At 63.9% G+C, this 18417-nt stretch carries 15 protein-coding genes; 7 read left to right on the top strand and 8 right to left on the bottom strand.

What is annotated here, in order from left to right; translation table 11 throughout:
- Positions 1-15: 15 nt before the first annotated feature.
- From addA to regB, 7 genes are all read right to left on the bottom strand, one after another.
- Positions 16-3378, bottom strand: a complete 3363-nt coding sequence (gene addA / locus FIU91_RS17930) for a double-strand break repair helicase AddA (RefSeq protein WP_254701999.1) — start codon at positions 3376-3378, stop codon at positions 16-18.
- A complete protein-coding gene (gene addB / locus FIU91_RS17925) occupies positions 3378-6338 on the bottom strand; it encodes a double-strand break repair protein AddB (protein WP_152463506.1) in 2961 nt (986 codons plus the stop codon). Before addB ends, addA begins: the two co-directional genes overlap by 1 nt.
- Entirely contained in the window at positions 6335-7003 is a 669-nt protein-coding gene (locus FIU91_RS17920; RefSeq protein ID WP_152463505.1) for a nucleotidyltransferase family protein, read from the bottom strand. The genes addB and FIU91_RS17920 overlap by 4 nt, the downstream gene beginning before the upstream one ends.
- Positions 6985-7956, bottom strand: a complete 972-nt coding sequence (locus tag FIU91_RS17915) for a phosphotransferase (protein WP_172975064.1) — start codon at positions 7954-7956, stop codon at positions 6985-6987. The genes FIU91_RS17920 and FIU91_RS17915 overlap by 19 nt, the downstream gene beginning before the upstream one ends.
- A gap of 2 nt (positions 7957-7958) precedes the next feature.
- The gene (gene tsaE, locus FIU91_RS17910; RefSeq protein ID WP_152463503.1) at positions 7959-8432 is read right to left on the bottom strand and encodes a tRNA (adenosine(37)-N6)-threonylcarbamoyltransferase complex ATPase subunit type 1 TsaE; all 474 of its coding nucleotides are present in this window, start codon (positions 8430-8432) and stop codon (positions 7959-7961) included.
- A 58-nt stretch (positions 8433-8490) separates the two neighbouring features.
- Positions 8491-9594, bottom strand: a complete 1104-nt coding sequence (locus tag FIU91_RS17905) for a PAS-domain containing protein (protein WP_172975044.1) — start codon at positions 9592-9594, stop codon at positions 8491-8493.
- A gap of 169 nt (positions 9595-9763) precedes the next feature.
- Positions 9764-11146 carry a sensor histidine kinase RegB gene (regB, locus tag FIU91_RS17900; RefSeq protein WP_093009071.1) on the bottom strand — a complete coding sequence of 461 codons (1383 nt, stop codon included), beginning with the start codon at positions 11144-11146 and terminating at the stop codon, positions 9764-9766.
- Positions 11147-11226: 80 nt separating this feature from the next.
- On the opposite strand from regB, the gene FIU91_RS17895 reads away from it, so the two are divergent.
- Entirely contained in the window at positions 11227-11847 is a 621-nt protein-coding gene (locus tag FIU91_RS17895) for an SCO family protein (protein ID WP_152463501.1), read from the top strand.
- 84 nt (positions 11848-11931) lie between these two features.
- The gene (locus FIU91_RS17890; protein ID WP_152463500.1) at positions 11932-12471 is read left to right on the top strand and encodes an ActR/PrrA/RegA family redox response regulator transcription factor; all 540 of its coding nucleotides are present in this window, start codon (positions 11932-11934) and stop codon (positions 12469-12471) included.
- On the opposite strand, the gene FIU91_RS17885 is transcribed toward FIU91_RS17890, so the two are convergent.
- Entirely contained in the window at positions 12468-13379 is a 912-nt protein-coding gene (locus FIU91_RS17885) for a rhodanese-related sulfurtransferase (protein WP_152463499.1), read from the bottom strand. The genes FIU91_RS17890 and FIU91_RS17885 overlap by 4 nt on opposite strands.
- 104 nt (positions 13380-13483) lie before the next feature.
- Between FIU91_RS17885 and pncA the strand changes: the two genes are divergently transcribed.
- The 5 genes from pncA (at position 13484) to FIU91_RS17860 (ending at position 18417) form a co-directional block, all read left to right on the top strand.
- Positions 13484-14080 carry a bifunctional nicotinamidase/pyrazinamidase gene (gene pncA, locus FIU91_RS17880; protein ID WP_152463498.1) on the top strand — a complete coding sequence of 199 codons (597 nt, stop codon included), beginning with the start codon at positions 13484-13486 and terminating at the stop codon, positions 14078-14080.
- A gap of 60 nt (positions 14081-14140) precedes the next feature.
- Positions 14141-15433 carry a nicotinate phosphoribosyltransferase gene (gene pncB / locus FIU91_RS17875; protein ID WP_152463497.1) on the top strand — a complete coding sequence of 431 codons (1293 nt, stop codon included), beginning with the start codon at positions 14141-14143 and terminating at the stop codon, positions 15431-15433.
- Positions 15434-15512: 79 nt separating this feature from the next.
- The gene (gene hisC, locus FIU91_RS17870) at positions 15513-16598 is read left to right on the top strand and encodes a histidinol-phosphate transaminase (protein WP_093009065.1); all 1086 of its coding nucleotides are present in this window, start codon (positions 15513-15515) and stop codon (positions 16596-16598) included.
- Positions 16595-17527, top strand: a complete 933-nt coding sequence (locus FIU91_RS17865) for a prephenate/arogenate dehydrogenase family protein (RefSeq protein ID WP_152463496.1) — start codon at positions 16595-16597, stop codon at positions 17525-17527. Before hisC ends, FIU91_RS17865 begins: the two co-directional genes overlap by 4 nt.
- On the top strand, positions 17524-18417 hold the full coding sequence (locus FIU91_RS17860; protein ID WP_093009063.1) for an extensin family protein: 894 nt from the start codon (positions 17524-17526) through the stop codon (positions 18415-18417). The genes FIU91_RS17865 and FIU91_RS17860 overlap by 4 nt, the downstream gene beginning before the upstream one ends.

Here is an 18417-nt window from a genome sequence, read left to right as displayed (position 1 = left end):
TGTCTTGGAGCAAACCTATGGAGCAGCCTCGGCAGAATCAAGCGGGGCCGCGCGTGCGAGTGCCGCGTCCGTGAGCGCGGCGGGCAAGTTCATGATCTGCGCGGTTGCAGTCCAGAGGATCGCGGTCTCAACGTTCCGTTCGGGATAGATCGCGCTCAGCATGGCGCGATAAGCGCCCATCTGTCTCAGAAGGCCTTCGGGAACTGCGTCTGCCGTGGCAGGCACCTGCCTGTTCGTCTTGAAATCGACCGCAAGAACGCGTTCCGGCGTAATGATCAGCCGGTCGATGATGCCGTGCATCGGGCCCAGACGTGGTAGATCGGCCGTCAGCGGTACTTCGGCCAGCGCGCCGTGCGAAAAGATGTCGGACAGTTCCGGTGCCGTGAGGACGGACAGTGCCTCACCTGCGAGCTCGGCTCGCTCGTTTTCCGGCACCCGCATCCCGGCCAGCGTTCGGTTCGCCGCCAACGGCCGGTCGGTCTCGGGCAGGTCGGGCAAAACCTCGAGCAGTGCGTGAATCCGCGTGCCGCGTGCTTTCGCGATCTCCGTCTCATCCCCGTCGCCGGGAAGCGCCTTGGCCCCTCCGAGATCCGAAGGGGAAAGAAGCGCGCGCTGGACGAGCGGCACGGCGGCATCGCGGTGGAAGTGATCGGGCAAAGTTAGAGCCTGTTCTTCTGAGACTGAAGCCTCTTCAGCCGGAACGTCAGGCAGCGCTCCGAGGCGCAACCCTTCGCCATCATGCGACGCGAAGGGGAGGGCTCCGGCCCGCTCCAGACCCCTTTGCACCTGCCCGTACCACGACTCGTCCGGCGTCTTGCCGATATCGCTTGCGGCTGCAACGACGAGCCATGCCTCAGCCCGCGTCATCGCGACGTAGAGGAGCCGGTCCCGCTCCGCCTTGTCGCGCTCCTTGGCGATCTCCAGCGCCTCGCTTTGAGCCTCGGGCATCTCCTCGCTTTTGGCCTTCCAGACGACGCTGTCGGGACCAAGGTCCAGCAAGGCGCCCTTGTGTTCGGCCTTCGCCTTGGCGCAATCGGGCAGGATCACGACCGGCGCCTCCAGGCCCTTGGCTCCGTGGACCGTCATGACACGGATCGCGCGCCCCGCGGCTTCGGGGCTGCGTTTGATCTCCAGATCGTCTGTTTGCATCCAGCCGAGAAACCCGGTGAGCGAGGGCACCGCGCCGCTCTCGTAGGCGAGGGCCTGTGCCAGCAGCGCGTCGATCCCGTCCTCAGCCTCTATGCCAAGCCGGCCGATCAGCTTCGCACGACCGTTATGGCGCGTCAGGATCCGTTCGATCATGTCGTAGGGGCGCAGGAAATCGGCCTGACGACGCAGGTCGTTCAGGATCGCAAGCGTCTGGGGGTAATCGGGCTCGCGCTTTCGCAGTTCTTCCCAAAGGCTTTCGCCCTTCCGCTTGTGGGCGAGCGAGAACAGATCCTGTTCGCTCAACCCAAATAATGGAGAGCGCAGGGCGACCGCGAGGGACAGGTTGTCTTCTTGCGTGGCGAGGAACGACAAGAGCGCGCCGATATCCTTCACAGCCCGCTCCGCCATGACCTTGAGCCGGTCCGCGCCCGCAACCGGCAGTCCCTCGGCCTTACAGGCGCGGATGATCTCGGCGAAAAGCGTGCCCCGTCGCCGCACGAGGATAAGAACATCGCCCGCATGCATGGCGCGGGGTGCGGACTGGCCGAGTTGCAGGGGCTGCTTGCGCTCGATCGCTTCGCGAATGAACCGCGCGATCCGCTTGGCAAGCACAACGGTCGCATCGGTGGGTGCGGGTCGGTCGACCGGCTCATACCAAACGTCGTCTTCGTCTTTCTCGGGCTTGGGGACAACGGGCCAGAGATCGACCTGTCCGGGCATTTCGGCATGAAACGGCAGATGCCGTCCGCCGGGGGCAAAGCCGGACCCGTCCGCATCGTCAAATGTCGCATCGACCGCCTGCAGGATCGGACCCGCCGAACGGAAGGAATAGGCGAGCGACCGAATTTCGAGAGGTGTGCCCGCATTGTTCAGCCGCGCGTCGAAGGCCGCACGCATCCGCTCGAATTCATCGGGATCGGCGCCCTGGAATGAATAGATCGACTGCTTGGTGTCCCCGACCACGAAGATCGTCCGCAACAGATCCGCGCGCGCGCCGTGCCCGGCTGTAAATTCGCGGGCCAGCTTCTCGATGACGCGCCATTGCAGCGGGTTGGTGTCCTGGGCCTCGTCGACAAGGATATGGTCGATGCCGCCGTCCAGTCGGTACAGTACCCAATCGGCCACGACCGAGTTGGACAAAAGCTCATGCGCCTTCTCGATCAGATCGTCGAAATCGAGCCAGCCGCGAGCCTGTTTCTCGGCCTCGTAGGCGGGCAGAAAGACTTCAGCGAAGCGATGCAGGGCGAGATCGCGCTCGGCGGCGGCGAGGGCTTTTTGGCGATCTTGCGCGATCTCTAGCCGATTGCAGAGATCAGTGAGCGCTTGAATGTCCTGTGCAAGAGCGGGGTCATCCTTCATCGCCTTGCGCGGCACCTGTTTTTTGACCGTACCTGCTTTAGTGAGGAAAGCTTCCGAGAGGGCCGAAAAACTATCTCTGTTTTTGCCGGATACACCTCCAAGTGCCGTTGCCGCCTCCTGATCCTTAGAACCACCCGCGGCGAGGAGCGGCTCTAAGCGCTGACAGAGCCCGAGTTCATCTCCAAGAAACACTTCTTCCAAAAGCACGCTTTCTTCATAACCTGCGGGAAGACCATAAAGCTTCAGGATTGCATCGAAGCTGCTCTTCTTCGAAAAGACACTCTTTCGGCCCAAAACCTCCTTCAGAAGCCCATCAAGGCTGTCGTCCTGCCCGGTGAAATGCAGTGCGAGATCGGAGACGCGCGCGGCCTCCGGTCCGGCGGACATGCGCTCGAGGATCTCGGCGCGCAGAAGTTCGGCCGACCGGTCCTCCATCTCGCGGAAATCCGGGCTAACCTGTGCCTCGAGCGGGAACCGCCGCAGAAGCGCAGCGCAGAAAGAGTGGATGGTCTGGATCCGCAAACCGCCCGGGGTTTCGATGGCGCGGGCAAAGAGCGTGCGCGCCTTCTGCAGAAAAACCGGCTCGAAAGGACCGTCGACGCCAAGCGTGCCGAGCTCCGACCGCAGGTCCGCATCCGGCAGCATTGCCCAGGCACCGAGCCGCTTGAAGAGACGGTTCTGCATCTCGCTCGCGGCGGCTTTTGTATAGGTCAGGCAGAGGATGTTCTCGGGCGCGACATTCTCGAGAAGAAGCCGCGCCACGCGGTCGGTCAGAACGCGTGTCTTGCCGGAACCGGCATTGGCCGAAAGCCAGGTCGAGCTTCCGGGACGTGCGGCAATCACCTGCGCTTCGCTGGCATCGTCCCGCATCAGGACACCTCCTCGGGGTTTGCCTTGTCGGAGACCGACCATTCGCCGAGCCGGGACAGATCGTCGTAATCGCTCGATCCGCTGTCGAGCAGCATCGCACGCCGCGCGGTGAAGCCCTGTCCGGCGTCGAGGTATCGCGCGATCAGCGCTTCGAGATCCGACCAGACCTTCGCCGGCGGCTCCTCGTCCAGAGGCGCCGGCACCTCGCCGGCATTCGAGCCGAGACCGATATACCGCGCATCCGCGATAAAGCGCGGGCGAAGCCCGTCGAATGCCTGACGCTCGATCATGGCGGCGGTCAGAAGAAGCTGCTTGTCGAAGAATTTCTGCTCCTTGGGCTGAGGCGGATTGCCCGTCTTGTAGTCGTAAAGATACGCGCCACCTCGGTCGTCGATATCGATCCGGTCGGCACGGGTAGTCAGCGTGAAGTCCAGCAGTTCCAGCCGCGCTTCCCCTTCAGCCTCGATATGCGCGAGGCCCGCGCGGGCCTGCCGCGCCACCTCGTCCTGCGCGAAGCTTCCCGCCACCCGCCGCATTCGCGCGTGCCAAAGCTGCCGCGCGAGGGGGAAGGGCACCTTCTCGGCCAGCGCGCGGGTGACATGCTGAAGAAACGTCTCCGCCGTCGGCTGAAGACCCTCGTCCCGCATAGCTTTTCCGAACGCTTCAAGCGCGTCATGCGTCACGATTCCACGCAAAAGTGCATCCGGCGCCTGCATCAGCGGATTGAGCGGCATGAGGCGCAGAACATTCCGGGCATAGATCGCGTAAGGGTCGCGGATCAGGGTTTTCACTTGCGTCAGGCGCAGGGATCGCGGCCGCGCGTCGGATGGCGGCCGAGGCGACGGGCGCTTTGCCGTGGGTGCCGCGATCGGCGTTTCGAGGGCATGGACCTTTCTCAGCCAGTCGCGCCCCCGCGCTCTCATCGCCTCAAGCGCGACATCGCCTCCGCGTTCTGGCAAGCCTGCCATGAGGTTGGTGATCCGGTTCAGCCAGCGCGACGGCACGGTGTCCGCGTCATCGGATTTCGTGGCACGAGTGAGCCAGACTTCACGTGCGCCAATCGCCTGCTGGAAATCATGCGCTGCGAGCCCGATACGTCTTTCAGGCAGTGTTAGACCCACATCTGCTCGCATACGCCGGTTAAGCCACGGGTCTGGCTTGGGCATTTCCGGCCAGGAGCCTTCGTTCAGACCGCCGAGGATCATCAGGTCAGCGCCCATGACCCGTGCTTCGATCGCGCCCCAGATCCGAATGCCTGTATGGACGCTGTCCGGGTTTCGCACCTCATCGCGGGACAGGACCGCTCGGAAAAGGTCGGCGTAGTTGCGGGCCGAAAGGTCGGCCCCGGCATCGGCTTCGCGGGTCAGCGCCTCCATGACCGAACGCAAGGTGCGCCCGGCTTCCTTGTCCCACAAGGCGCGCGATCCAGCGCCTTGGCTGCCTGCGGACACGGCTTCGGCAAGGGCCTGATGCGCGGCGATCCACTCGCCGAGCGGCTGGTGTCCGGTGATTTTTCGGTCGCACACGGTGCGGGCAAGCCAATCGGCCCAGGCAGCGTGACCGCATCGCTCGCCCCATGCGCGCAGAGATTCCGCATCCGGGTAAGGCAGCCCTTTCCGACGGATATGCGCTTCGAGCGCCGGCACTGCGCGTGTATGCGCGCTGCGGTCCTCCTTGGGCGTGTCGCCGGCATGGCAGAGCGGGTGCTTCAGCAGGGCCAGAAGCGTCTCGGCGGTCAGATCCTCGTGGAACAGGGCCGCCACCTGACGCAGGAGCCGACCCGGAGGCGACAGTTGTGCCGGCTGACCTGCGGAATCGTCCGGCACGATGCCCCACCTGTCGAGCGCTGCCGTCACTTGCCGCGTCAGGACGCGATCCGGCGTGATCAGAGCCGCTTTTTGCCCCTGCTCCGCTGCTTCGCGCAGGCGCATAGCGATGGCGACGGCTTCTTCGCGGGGATGCGCGGCCTCCAGCAAAGTCACCTGCTCAGTCGCCGCGCCCAGAGGTGGCAGATCGGGCCCCTCGGTCAGCCATTGATCCGTGACCGGGGCCGGGCGCAGCGCGAGCGAGACGAGCCTGTTCCGGCCCGGCGCGGGAGGCGGGCCGCCCCAGGGTTTTACGTCAGCTGGGCTTGCGCCGAGGTCGCGCAGCAAACGGGCAAAGCGGAATTGCGGATGATCCTCGCCCGGCTGGCTTTTATCGGCGCGTGGAAGATCGTCGATCAACTGGTCCCAGACATGGCGCGGCATGTCGAAATCGAAGCCCGGCAGGATCACGGCGCCCTGCGGCAAACGCGCGACTTCGACCATCATCTCGTGCGTGGTTCCGCGCGACCCCGTCGAGCCCGCCACGACAACCGGGTGTTCCGGCGGCACGGTTTGCCATCGCGCGATCCGTGCCGCCACCGCCCGGCGCTGGAGCGCGGCGGCATCGGGCTCAGGGTGGGTCGCATCGAAATAGTCCTGCACGATCCGCAGAAAACCGAGCGCGCGCTCCCAGTGCCCGGACTGATCCTCGACATCGAGCGTCGCGATTGCTTCGGGCGGAACACCCTCGATCTGCATTTCCTCCATGAGACCGGCGAGTGAGTCCGACAAGTCGAACAGGGCCGACCGAGGCGCAAGATCGGGGTCCTGATCGAGAAGCCGGGACACGAGGCTGGTCAGCTCCAGGCGCCGTCTGAGGGGCGAGACAGGCTCTGGTAGCAGCGCGCGGAGGCCCGGTTCGGCGGTGTCGGTCAGAAGACGAATACGAGGGAGGAAGCCAGGCGGGCCTTCGGCGAAACACGCCTCGATCCGGCGAGCCATGCGCCCGCTATTGGCGTAAAGCTCGGTGCGGGCCATCGTCTCGGGTGACATATGCGCGACGCGTCGGCGCAGGCCGCTCACGAGCTCGGCGGCAAAATCCGCGCCGGGCGGCATGCCGAACAGGCGCGGTTTGGCTTCGTTCTCGAAAATCATGTGTCCAGCATCTCTTCGGCAAGCGCGATCCCGCCGGGATGGCCGACATCCGCCCAGCGGCCGGGATAGTCGAGACCAAACAGGCGGCCCCTGGATGCCATTTCCGTCCAGAGACGATTGAGCGAGAAGACGTGGTCGGGAAAACCGGCAAGCTGATCTGTCTTGAGGATCTGCACACCGGTATAGACCCTATTCCCGCCGCGCTGCAGGCGCCCGTCTTCGGCAAGTGTGAAGTCCCCATCACCCTTGCGCCCGATAGCCAGTTCGAGCGGCACACAAAGCAGAAGCGCGTCCATGCGGTCAGACTCCCATGCGTCTCCGAGGAGCGCCAAAGGGTTCGGCCCGGCGAAGACCGCGTCGGAATTCATCGTGTAGACTGGGTTCGGACCCAGAACGGGCAGCGCGTTCCTGAGCCCTCCGCCGGTATCGAGGATCTCCGGCGATTCCTCGATCACCGTGACGTCCTGGTCTGTCACGTGATCGCGGATCATCGCGGCGAGGTAATGGGTGTTGATCACCCGGCGCGGAATCTCTGCACAGAGCTCGAGCGTGCGGTCGAGGAGCGTCTGCCCGCCAACCTCGATCAGCGGTTTCGGGCGGTCTTTGGTCAAGTCGCCCATGCGCGTGCCGAACCCGGCCGCGAAGATCATGACGGCGTCTGGCATTGGCTCCTGAGGCTTTGCAGATGAGCTTCGGTTGGTCGTGGCAAAACGATCTCGATCGCGGCGGCGAGATCCGCCAAGGCAGGATGCGTCAGATCGCGGCTGAGATGACCCCATACACGCGGAACAAGGTCGATGTAGCCCGGCTTGCCCCGGTTCGCTGCGAGCCTGGCGAAAATACCGAGGATACGCAGGTTGCGCGCTGCGCCTTGCACCGCCATCGCGGTCTCGAACTCTGCCGCCGTCTCACCTGTTGCGTCGAGGTAGAACCGAACAACTGCCTGTCGGGTCGTCTCTGAGACATCGCGACGGGCGTCTTCGATCAGCGAGACCATATCATAGGCCCGGTGGCCCTGCAGGGCATCCTGGAAATCGAGAAGACCGGCCCGCGCGGGCCCCTGCCTGTCCGGGAGCCAGATAAGGTTCTCGGCATGGAAGTCGCGGAGGATGGTGACGTCCGTTTGAGGCGCATGCTTGGCGAGTGCTTCGCCAAGTTCGGCAATGACAGGGTCGGTTTTCGAGGTCTCAGCTCCGAGTCCTCGGAGATACCACTCCAGCGCATCGCTCGCTTGGTCAGTGAAATAGCGAGGATCGGCAGGCGGCACATCCGGCGGGTCCGCGGCGTGCAGCGTGACGAGCGCTTCGACCGCGGCGAGGTAGAGCGTGTCTTCCTGTTCTGGCCTCTCGCGGGCCAGTTTAGCGAAGACGCCGTCACCCAGATCTTCAAGCAGGAGGAGGCCCGGTGCCTCGGCAAAGGGTTCGGGCGCGCTGAGGCCAAGGCCCAAAAGGTAATGGGCGAGCCTCGCGAAATGCTCCGGCGCGCCGTCCGGGTCTTCCATGAGGATGGCGCGTTCGCTGCCGCGTTGCAGCCTGGTATATCGGCGCGTCGAGGCATCGCCCGCAAGCGGCGCACGGGCGGCACGGGCCCATCCCGCCTTTTCGAGAAAGGTCTCCACAGTCACGACAGGACGCCTTCGATGCGCGAGGTCCAGCGCGGATCGGTCCAGGTGAACTCTAGACTGCGCGCTTCATCTACCGGCCCTGACTCGAACGCCACAAACAGAGCCTGTTCCGGCGCAAGATCGCCAAGCCGATCTGGCCATTCGACAAGGCAAATCGCTGTATCGAAAGCCTCGGCCAAGCCGAGTTCATCGATGCTTTGCGGTCCGTCGAGCCGATAAAGGTCGGCATGCCAGATCTCGCCAGTGCCGGTTTCGTAGGTCTGCACCAGGGTGAATGTCGGCGATGGCACATCCTCTGGAACCGCGAGGCGTTTCTGAATCAAAGAGCGCGCGAAATGGGTCTTGCCCGCGCCGATCCCGCCGGAAAGCAGGATCGTGTCACCGGGCCGCAGAACAGGGGCGATCCGCTGGGCCAGCGACGCGGTCTCGTCGGGGGATTGGAGGATGAGGTGGCGGCGCTCGGGACACATGGCGCGAGACTATCGCGCCGGGCATGACCCGCAAGAGCGGATCGATGGCTCGCGCGTTTCAAGCTCCGGCGATATGCGCCAGCCGTGCCTTTCGGGGCGCTGCAACGGCCTGCGCGTCGCCCGAGAAGCTGACGAGCGTCGCGCCGTGAGGCAGCGGTGTCCAAGACACGGAGATGTCGAGAGACTGCTTCCCGCCCGCATCAATTCGCGCCTCACCGGCTGCCGACGTTCGTGCCACGCTATTTCGGATCATCTGCCACGCCTCCGAGTCGCCGGCGAGCTTGCGCCATCCAGCGATTTCGTCCGCAAGCGACGCGCCGGTTCTGCTCAGTCTGCCCGAGGCTTGCCAGTGACGGCGGTACCCGGCATTTGTCAGAAGAAGCTCGCCCTGGCCGGAGAAGACCGCCAGAGCCTTGTCCGACGCATCGAGCACTGCTGACATGCAATCCAGTTCGGCTCTGTATCGGCGCGATAGCGAGATTTCAGAGCTGATATCCTCGATCAGGAACGCGATAGCTCCATCGGGATGCGGCCTACCGCTTATTCGGTACGTGCGGTCGTTCGGCAGGCTCCACGTTTCAGTATAGCGATCATCTCTCGCCGCTTTGATGAGATCGGCCAGACGCTGTCGCCATTCGGCGTAGGATTTTGGCTCCGGCATGATGCGATTTTCTCGGAGCTGATCGAAGAAACTCATCGTATCCGGGCGCGCAGACAGGAAGGTGGGCGCGAGGCCGGTCAAATCCAGCAGGGCCGGATTGAACAGGGCGAGCCGCCGGTCCTTGTCGAAGACGGCAAGAGCTATCGGTAGATCGGCAAAGGTCTTGGACAGGGTCTGAACGAAGGTCCGCCGCGCCGCCTCGGCCTTGAGGATGGCGCTGATTTCCGTGGCGATATGAGCCGTGCCACCGGTGACGGGCATGGTGGATATCTCGAAGTCGACCCCGATATCCCCGACGGTCCTGGGAAGTGTCACGCGGGTTTTGCCGTCTTTGGAGGGGCGGCGGGTTGCAAAGGCCAAGTCCGTGTCCGAAACGTCCGCGATCTGACGGTAGACGCGGTTCGCCCAGATCAGCTTTCCGTCGGGTCCGGTATGCCACATGGGCAGCGGCGAAACCTCTGACGCCTGTCTGAGACGCTGGGCTTCCAGGTCGAGTGCCATGGGTGCAGCGTCATGAGGCGCACGGCCGGGCCAAGGACCCATCCTCAATATCAAAAGACCCAACCCTGCCCCGACAAGGATGGCGGATATCGTTTCGTAGTCCATGTCGCGCCTCATCTGTCCCTTGGACCAGCTTGGACAGCGAGGGTTAAGGCGGCATTAACCGCGCTTAGTTCTCGACGAGAGTATTTCGCCCGAGCGGAGCCCGTGCGGTGCGCGTATCGACCGCAATCGCCTCGCGCGGCCAAATCACTTCGACGATGGCCCCCTGATGTTCGTCCTCGGAGCGCGGGGCTGCGAACGGGTCGTGCCCATTGGCGAAGCTCAGCTCGGCGCCGGTTCGCTCGAGCAGCGTCTTCGCAATGAAAAGGCCAAGGCCCATACCCTCGTAGGCAGGGCGTGCCTGACGCTGGCTTTCGGTTCGGCGCGAGCGCATGAAGGGATCGCCGATCCGGCCGAGAAGATGTGGCGGGAAACCGCGACCGTCATCGACGATCCGAACGGAGATCTGGCTTTCGGTCCACGTGGCCTCGACCTCAACCGTGGTGCGCGCGAAATCGACGGCGTTCTGGATGAGGTTTCGAATGCCGTGAATGATCTCTGGGCGACGCAGGATGAGAGGCTCCCCCTCGCAGTCGCCGTCGATCAGAATGGTCTTGCCGCGATCCTCGTGCGGTTCCGCCGCCTCGCGAATGACCTCCATCAGAGGGGCATGGCGCACTTGCGGATCGTCTTTGCCCGCACGTCCCATCGAGCGCAGGATGTCGCGGCAACGGTCGGCCTGTTCGCGGATCAGGGTCGCATCGGATTGCAGCTCGGGGCGGTCGGCCAACTCCTCGATGAGCTCGCCCGACGTGAGCTTGATCGTGGCGAGCGGCGTGCCGAGCTCGTGGGCTGCCGCGGCGATCACTCCGCCCAGGTCGTTGAGTTTCTGCGCTCGGGCCAAGGCCATCTGGGTTGCGGCCAGCGCATCGCCCATCGCGCTCATTTCCTGCGTGATCCGGCGTGCATAGAGCGAGATGAACACGAGCGCGATGGTCATCGCCGTCCATTGTCCGAAGACGAACAAGTCGGGAATTCGCAGGACCTGGCCGGACTCGGTCTTGAGCGGCAGGTGGTAGAAGACAAGCCCGGTGACGAGCGCCAGGGCGACCGCGTTGAGCAGCACCGTGCGTCCCAGCGGAAGCACCGCTGCAGAGACGGTCACCGGCGCGAGCAGCAGAAGCGAAAACGGGTTATGCAGCCCGCCGGTCAGGAAGAGCAGGAAGGCCAGCTGAAGCACGTCGAAGATGACCATCAAGAGGTTCTCGGTCTCCGACAGACGCTTGCTTTGAGGGAAGATAAAGGTCGCGACGAGATTGCCGATGATCGAGATGCCGACCGCCATGATGCACAGGCCGGTCTCCATATCGAGATTGTAGACGTATTCGGCGACCGCGATCGCAGTAAGCTGGCCCACAATGGCGAACCAGCGCAGTACGATCATCGTCCTGAGCCGGATCCAGTTGGCGCGGCGACGCTCGCCGAAAATTCCGATTTCCGCGTCTGTCATCTGCGCCAACCTGTCTCTTGCGGGTGCGGGGGCAAGTGATACGACCCTTACCAGACCCTGGCAATCTGGGAGCAAGAGTGATGCGTTGGATCTATGTGGTGGCAGCCGGTGTGGCACTGGCGGCGGTGATCGCGGTGACGGCGTTCTGGTCGCTCTTGCGAGGCGATCCGCAGACATTCGCGGAATGCCGCTCAGGCGCGGTGGCGGGCGATATAGGCGGCCCGTTCGAGCTGGTGGGTGCGGACGGCGAGACCGTGACGCAGGACAGTCTCGTGACCGAACCGACGCTCCTCTACTTCGGCTATACGTTCTGCCCCGACGTGTGCCCTTTCGATACGGTACGGAACGCCGCCGTGATCGATATCCTCGAAGAGGAGGGGATCGAGGCGCAAACGGCCTTTGTCAGTGTCGATCCTGAACGGGACACACCCGACGTCGTGGGCGAATTCGCCGAGGCCATCCACCCCGAGATGGTCGGGCTCACGGGAAGCACCGAACAGGTGAAAGCCGCGGCCGATGTCTTCCGCGTGTTCTACCGCGTGCCTCAGGATCCCGAGGACGAGTATTACCTCGTTGATCACACCACCTTCACCTACCTTCTGATGCCTGGCGAAGGCTTCGTCGACTATTACCGCCGTGAGCTTCCGGCCGAGGAGATCGCCGCGGGCGTAGGCTGTTTTGCCGAGGCCGCCCAAAGCTGAGCGTTTCGTCGCATTTGACCGGATGGCCCTGCGTCACTAAATCTTTGATACACCGACACCTTCGGAGGCGGACAGGGAACCGGCATGCGCGAACTCGGCGACGACAAATCGCTTCTTCTGGTCGATGACGACGAGGCGTTTCTGCGGCGGCTTGCCAAGGCCATGGAGAAGCGTGGCTTCGATGTGGAGATGGCAGAGTCGGTGGCGGCCGGGTCCGCAATCGCGACGGCACGTCCGCCGGCCTATGCGGTGGTCGATCTCAGGCTCGAGGATGGCAACGGTCTCGATGTGGTCGAGGTCCTGCGCGAGAAGCGGCCCGATGCCCGTATCGTCGTCCTGACGGGCTACGGCGCGATCGCGACCGCGGTCGCTGCGGTCAAGATCGGCGCGACGGATTATCTGTCGAAACCTGCCGATGCGACAGACATCATCAACGCGCTGCTCGCTGAAGGCGAGGAATTGCCGCCGCCGCCGGAGAACCCGATGTCCGCCGACCGTGTGCGGTGGGAGCATATCCAGCGCGTCTACGAGCTCTGCGACCGGAACGTGTCGGAGACGGCGCGCCGGCTCAACATGCACCGCCGGACGCTGCAACGGATCCTGGCCAAGCGCTCGCCGCGCTAATCGTCGAGACCTGCCAGATGCCGCTCGCCGCGTGCTTTGGCGAGTGAGATCTGTCTCTGACGTTCCCTGAAACGCGATTTGTCCTCTTCGCTCGTTTCATCTGCACAAAGATGGCACGAGACTCCTTCTTCATACTCGGGACGTGCGCGATCCTCCGGCAGGATCGGCCTTCGGCAAGCGTGGCACAGCGCGTGCGGCCCTTCCTTGAGGCCGTGGCCGACAGAGACGCGCCCGTCGAAGACAAAGCAATCGCCCTGCCAGGTGCTGTCCGCCTCGGGCATCTCCTCAAGATATTTCAGAATGCCGCCTTTGAGGTGATAGACCTCGTCCATGCCCTGGCTCAGCAGCCAATTCGTGGATTTCTCGCAGCGGATGCCTCCTGTGCAGAACATCGCGATGCGCTTGTTGTGAAAGCGGTGCTTGTTCTCTTCCCACCAGGCGGGAAAGTCACGGAAGCTTTCGGTTCCGGGATCGATGGCACCTTCGAAGGTGCCGATGGCGACCTCGTAATCGTTGCGTGTGTCGATCACCGCGACGTCGGGCGAGCGGATCAGCTCATTCCATTCAGCCGGCTCCACGTAATGCCCGACCCGGGCGCGCGGATCGACATCTGGCTGGCCCATCGTGACGATCTCTTTCTTCAGCCGCACCTTGAGGCGGGCGAATGGGCGCTCTGTTGCGGTGGAGTATTTGACCTCCAGATCCTCGCAGCCCGGAAGGGCGCGGATATGCGCGATGAGAGACGCAACTCCGTCTTCGGGGCCCGCGACCGTTCCGTTGATCCCTTCGCGCGCCAGAAGAAGCGTGCCGGTCACACGCCCAGCCTCCGCACAGGCCAAAAGAGCCGCACGCAAGGCGGACGGGTCTTCGAACGGCGTGAAATGATAGAGCGCTGCAACCGTGAACATGGCTCGCGAAATAGGGCAGGCGGCCCCTTGCGCGCAAGAGGCGCGGGCCTTGCCACGACGCCGCATGCAGTTAGTGTCATTCGGCACGGCCATCGGAGATCCTCATGCACGCCCTTCTCGTCATCGACGTTCAGAACGATTTCTGCCCCGGCGGCGCGCTTGCCGTGGACGAGGGCGACGAGATCGTCGCGCCGATCAATGCCGCCATGTCGAGTTTCGACGCTGTTATTCTCACGCAAGACTGGCACCCCGCCGGGCATTCCTCCTTTGCGTCGAGCCACGACGGCAAGACCCCGTTTGAGACGATCGAGATGGAGTATGGCACGCAGGTTCTCTGGCCCGATCATTGCGTGATCGGATCGCAGGGCGCGGCCTTCCATCCAGAGCTCGATACGGACCGGGCCGAAACCGTCATCCGCAAGGGATTTCGACCCGGTATCGACAGCTATTCAGCCTTTTTCGAGAATGATCAGGAAACTGCGACAGGCCTCGAAGGCTATCTCAGAACCCGAGGGATCACCGACCTGACGCTCGTCGGCCTTGCCACCGATTTCTGCGTTGCCTGGTCCGCCCGCGACGCCGCGCGGCTGGGCTTCGGCGTCACGGTCCGAACCGATCTCTGTCGCGCCATCGATCTCGACGGCTCCCTCACCGCCGCGCTTGACGATATGGCCCATGCAGGGGTGCGGATCTCGGGGTGAGGTTGCGCCTCTCCGCCGCAGCCCGCTAAACCGGAACGGTGCCGCAAGGAGGACCGGAATTTGGTCGACATCGCCACACGCGTCTGGAACCACAAGTGGAAGATCGATCCGATTGTCCGCTCTCTGATCGACACGGACTTCTACAAGCTCTTGATGTGCCAGTCGGTCTTTCGCAACAATTCCGACACTCAGGTCACGTTCAGCCTGATCAACCGCTCCGATCACGTGCCTCTGGCCCGGCTGATCGACGAGGGCGAATTGCGCGAGCAGCTCGACCATATCCGCTCCCTGTCCCTTCGGCGTGGGGAATCGACGTGGATGCGAGGCAACACCTTCTACGGCAAGCGGCAGATGTTCCGGCCCGATTTCATGGACTGGTTCGAGAAGCTGCGCCTTCCGCCCTACCACCTCGAGCGGGTCGGCGATCAGTACGAGCTGACGTTCGAAGGCTCATGGCCCGAGGTGATGCTTTGGGAAATCCCGGCGCTCGCGGTTCTGATGGAGCTGCGCGGCCGCGCCGTCCTCAACGATCTGGGGCGCTTCGAGCTACAGGTGCTCTATGCTCGCGCGATGACCCAGCTTTGGGAGAAGATCGAGCGGCTTCGTGCAATCGACGGTCTCCGGATCGCAGATTTCGGCACACGCCGGCGGCATTCCTTCCTCTGGCAGGATTGGTGCGTGCAGGCGATGTATGAAGGGCTCGGCGACAATTTCACCGGCACGTCCAACTGCCTGATTGCGAAAAACCGCGATCTTGAGGCGATCGGCACGAACGCGCATGAATTGCCGATGGTCTATGCCGCGCTCGCCGATGACGACGCGGCGCTGGCACAGGCCCCTTACGACGTTCTCGCCGATTGGCACGAGGAGCATGATGGCAACCTGCGGATCATCCTGCCCGATACCTACGGGACCGAAGGGTTCCTGAAACATGCGCCTGATTGGCTCGCCGGGTGGACCGGTATCCGTATCGATTCCGGCGATCCGGCGGCGGGCGCCGAGACGGCGATCGCGTGGTGGAAGTCGCGCGGGGAGGATCCGAAGGACAAGCTCATCATCTTCTCGGACGGGCTCGACGTTCAAAAGATCGAAGAACTCTATGCCCAATTCGCCGGCCGGGTGCGCGTTTCCTTCGGCTGGGGCACGCTTCTGACCAACGACTTCCGCGGGCTGACGCAGGACGATCGGCTGGCGCCGTTCAGCCTCGTCTGCAAGGCTGTTGCGGCGGATGGGCGCCCCACGGTGAAGCTGTCCGACAACCCCAACAAGGCGATGGGCCCCGAAGACCAGATCGCCCGATATAAGCGCGTCTTCGATGTCGGCGCGCAGGAGCGCTTCGAGGTTTTCGTGTGACTTGGGGCGCGGGCGCGTCCTTCGTGCTTTTCACGTCCATATCGGACCGCTATAGCCGGGGCCGAGGAGTGCCCAGTCGATGAACAAGATCGTACCGAAGCCCGGGATCATGGATATCGCTCTCTACGAGGGCGGCAAGTCCAAGGTCGATGGCGTATCGAACGTGATTAAGCTCAGTTCGAACGAGAACCCATTTGGTCCGCCGGAAGGCGCGAAAGAGTCGGTTCGGCGGGCGTTGCACGAAATGCACCGCTATCCTTCGGGCGATCACCTCGCATTGCGTACCGCCATCGGTGAGGTGCACGGGCTCGACCCGGCGCGGATCATCTGCGGAAACGGGTCGGACGAGATCATCCACTTCCTGTGCCAGGCCTACACGGCCAAGGGTGACGAGGTGATCCATACAGAGCACGGCTTCGCCATGTACAAGATCAGCGCGCGCGTTTCCGGCGCGACGCCGGTCGAGGTGCCTGAGAAAGAGCGCGTCACAGATGTCGACGCGATCCTCGCGGCCTGCACGAAGAAGACCAAGCTCGTCTTCCTCGCCAATCCGAACAATCCCACGGGAACTATGGTCGGTCTCGCCGAGATCGAGCGGCTGGCCGAGGGGCTTCCGCCACAGACCCTGCTGGTGCTGGACGGTGCGTATGCGGAATACGTGGAAGGCTACGATGGCGGCGCGAAGCTTGTGGAAACCCGCGAGAACGTCGTGATGACGCGCACCTTCTCGAAGATCTACGGGCTGGGCGGGATGCGGATCGGTTGGGGCTATGCGCCGAAGGCTGTTATCGACGTGATGAACCGCGTGCGCGGCCCCTTCAACCTCTCGAACGTGGCGCTCGCGGCCGCGGAGGCCGCCGTCCGCGACACCGATTACGTCGAGAAATCCCGTAACGAGAACCTGCGCCTTCGCACCTGGCTCGCCGAGGCGCTCATGGAGCATGGCGTGCCGTCCGACACCTCCACCGCGAATTTCGTACTCGCGCGGCTCTCCTCCCCCGAGGAGGCAGAAGCCTGCGACGCCTATCTGCAGAGACAGGGTCTGATCGTGCGGCGCGTGACCGGCTACGGCCTCCCGTCTGCCCTGAGGATCTCCGTGGGCGACGAGCCCGCCTGCCGCCGCGTGGCGCATTGCATCGGGTTGTTCAAAGCGGGGGAGAGATGAGCGGGGCCGGTGCGCCGATCTACAATCGCGTCGCGCTGATCGGCCTGGGGCTCATTGCCTCCTCGATGTACTGGGCGATGAAACGCGGTCGTGTCGCGGGTCACGTCACGGGCTACGCGCGCTCCGAGGAGACGCGGGAGACCGCGCGCCGGATCGGGCTTTGCGATACGGTCTGCAACAGTGCCGAAGACGCCGTCGCGGGCGCGGATCTTGTCGTGCTGGCGGTTCCAGTCGGCGCGATGGGCACAGTCGCGGAGGCCATCGCACCGCATCTCGCCCCGGGCGCGACAGTCACCGATGTCGGGTCGGTCAAGAAAGAGGTGATCGCCGCCGTTGGGCCGCACATCCCCGAGGGCGTGCATTTCGTTCCCGGGCATCCTTTGGCCGGAACCGAGCATTCCGGGCCGGAATCAGGCTTCTCCACGCTCTTCGACAATCGCTGGTGCCTGATCGTCCCGGTCGCAGGCAGCGATCCGGATGCGGTCGCACGGCTCACCGGATTCTGGCAGGCGCTGGGCGCGCTGACCGACGAGATGGATGCCGAACATCACGACCTTGTCCTGGCCGTCACTAGCCATACACCGCACCTCATCGCCTACACGATGGTCGGCGTCGCGGACGATCTTCGGCGCGTCACCGACAGTGAGGTCATCAAGTATTCCGCCGCGGGCTTTCGGGATTTCACGCGCATCGCGGCCTCCGATCCCACGATGTGGCGGGATGTGTTCCTGACCAACAAGGAAGCGACGCTCGAGATCCTCGGACGCTTCACCGAGGAGCTTTTCGCGCTCCAGCGGGCGATCCGAAAAGGTGACGGGGAGCACCTTCACGCATATTTCACTCGCACCCGCGCCATCCGGCGCGGCATCATCGAAGCAGGACAGGACACGGACGCTCCGGATTTCGGGCGCGTGAAAATGGACAGATGATACGACGCTTTTGCCTTGTTGCCGCGCTGACGTTCAGCGCAACCGCCCACGCCGCTGCACCGGACAGCTCCCTCAGACCGATCGCGCGCGGCGTATCGTCGGAGACGGTCTTGCAGGCCGTGACCCCGATCCCGCGGCCCGAAAGTTTCGAGGAGCTCTTGGCCTCACGCCTTCTGCAGCGCTTTTCACGGTTCGAGCCTATTCCGCGCAACGAGCCCCTCGATCATTTTCCAGGCTACGAGGACACCGATATCCGCGCTTTCGCGGCGGCGACACCGCTGGCCGTGAGGCAGACGCTGCGACCTGAGCGACGCTCGCAATCTCTTGTGCAGAAAGCCATGGCCCGGCAGCGCGAACGCGATCGGGGCGCCCTTTGCGGCGATCCCGACATTCAGGGCGAATACGTGGGCTATGTGCCGGGACGGATCAATGGCTGCGGGGTCGAGGATGCCGTGGAAGTGCGCGCGGTGTCCGGCGTGGCGCTAAGCCAACGGGCGGTGCTGCATTGCTCGACGGCGCGGGCGCTGAAGTCTTGGGTGAACCGGGCAGCTAAGCCCGCGGTTGGCTCTGTCGGTGGCGGTATCTCCGAACTTCGCGTGGCGGCGCATTATAATTGCCGCACCCGGAACCATCAGCCGGGCGCGCCGATCTCGGAGCATGGCAAGGGCCGGGCCATCGACATCTCCGCGATCACCCTTCGCGACGGATCGCAACTGTCCGTTCTGGGCGGGTATCGCACCGCGAACCAGGGACCGATCCTGAAGCGCATGTACAAGGGTGCCTGCGGTATATTCGGCACGACGCTCGGTCCCGATTCGGACCGGTATCACCAGGATCATTTCCACTTCGACACGGCGCGCCATCGCAGCGGATCCTATTGCGGACCCTGA

It is taken from the genome of Roseivivax sp. THAF30 (assembly GCF_009363575.1).
Lineage (GTDB): Bacteria > Pseudomonadota > Alphaproteobacteria > Rhodobacterales > Rhodobacteraceae > Roseivivax > Roseivivax halotolerans.
Note: the sequence above shows the minus strand (reverse complement) of the source record. Positions and strands in the feature narration are given on the sequence as shown.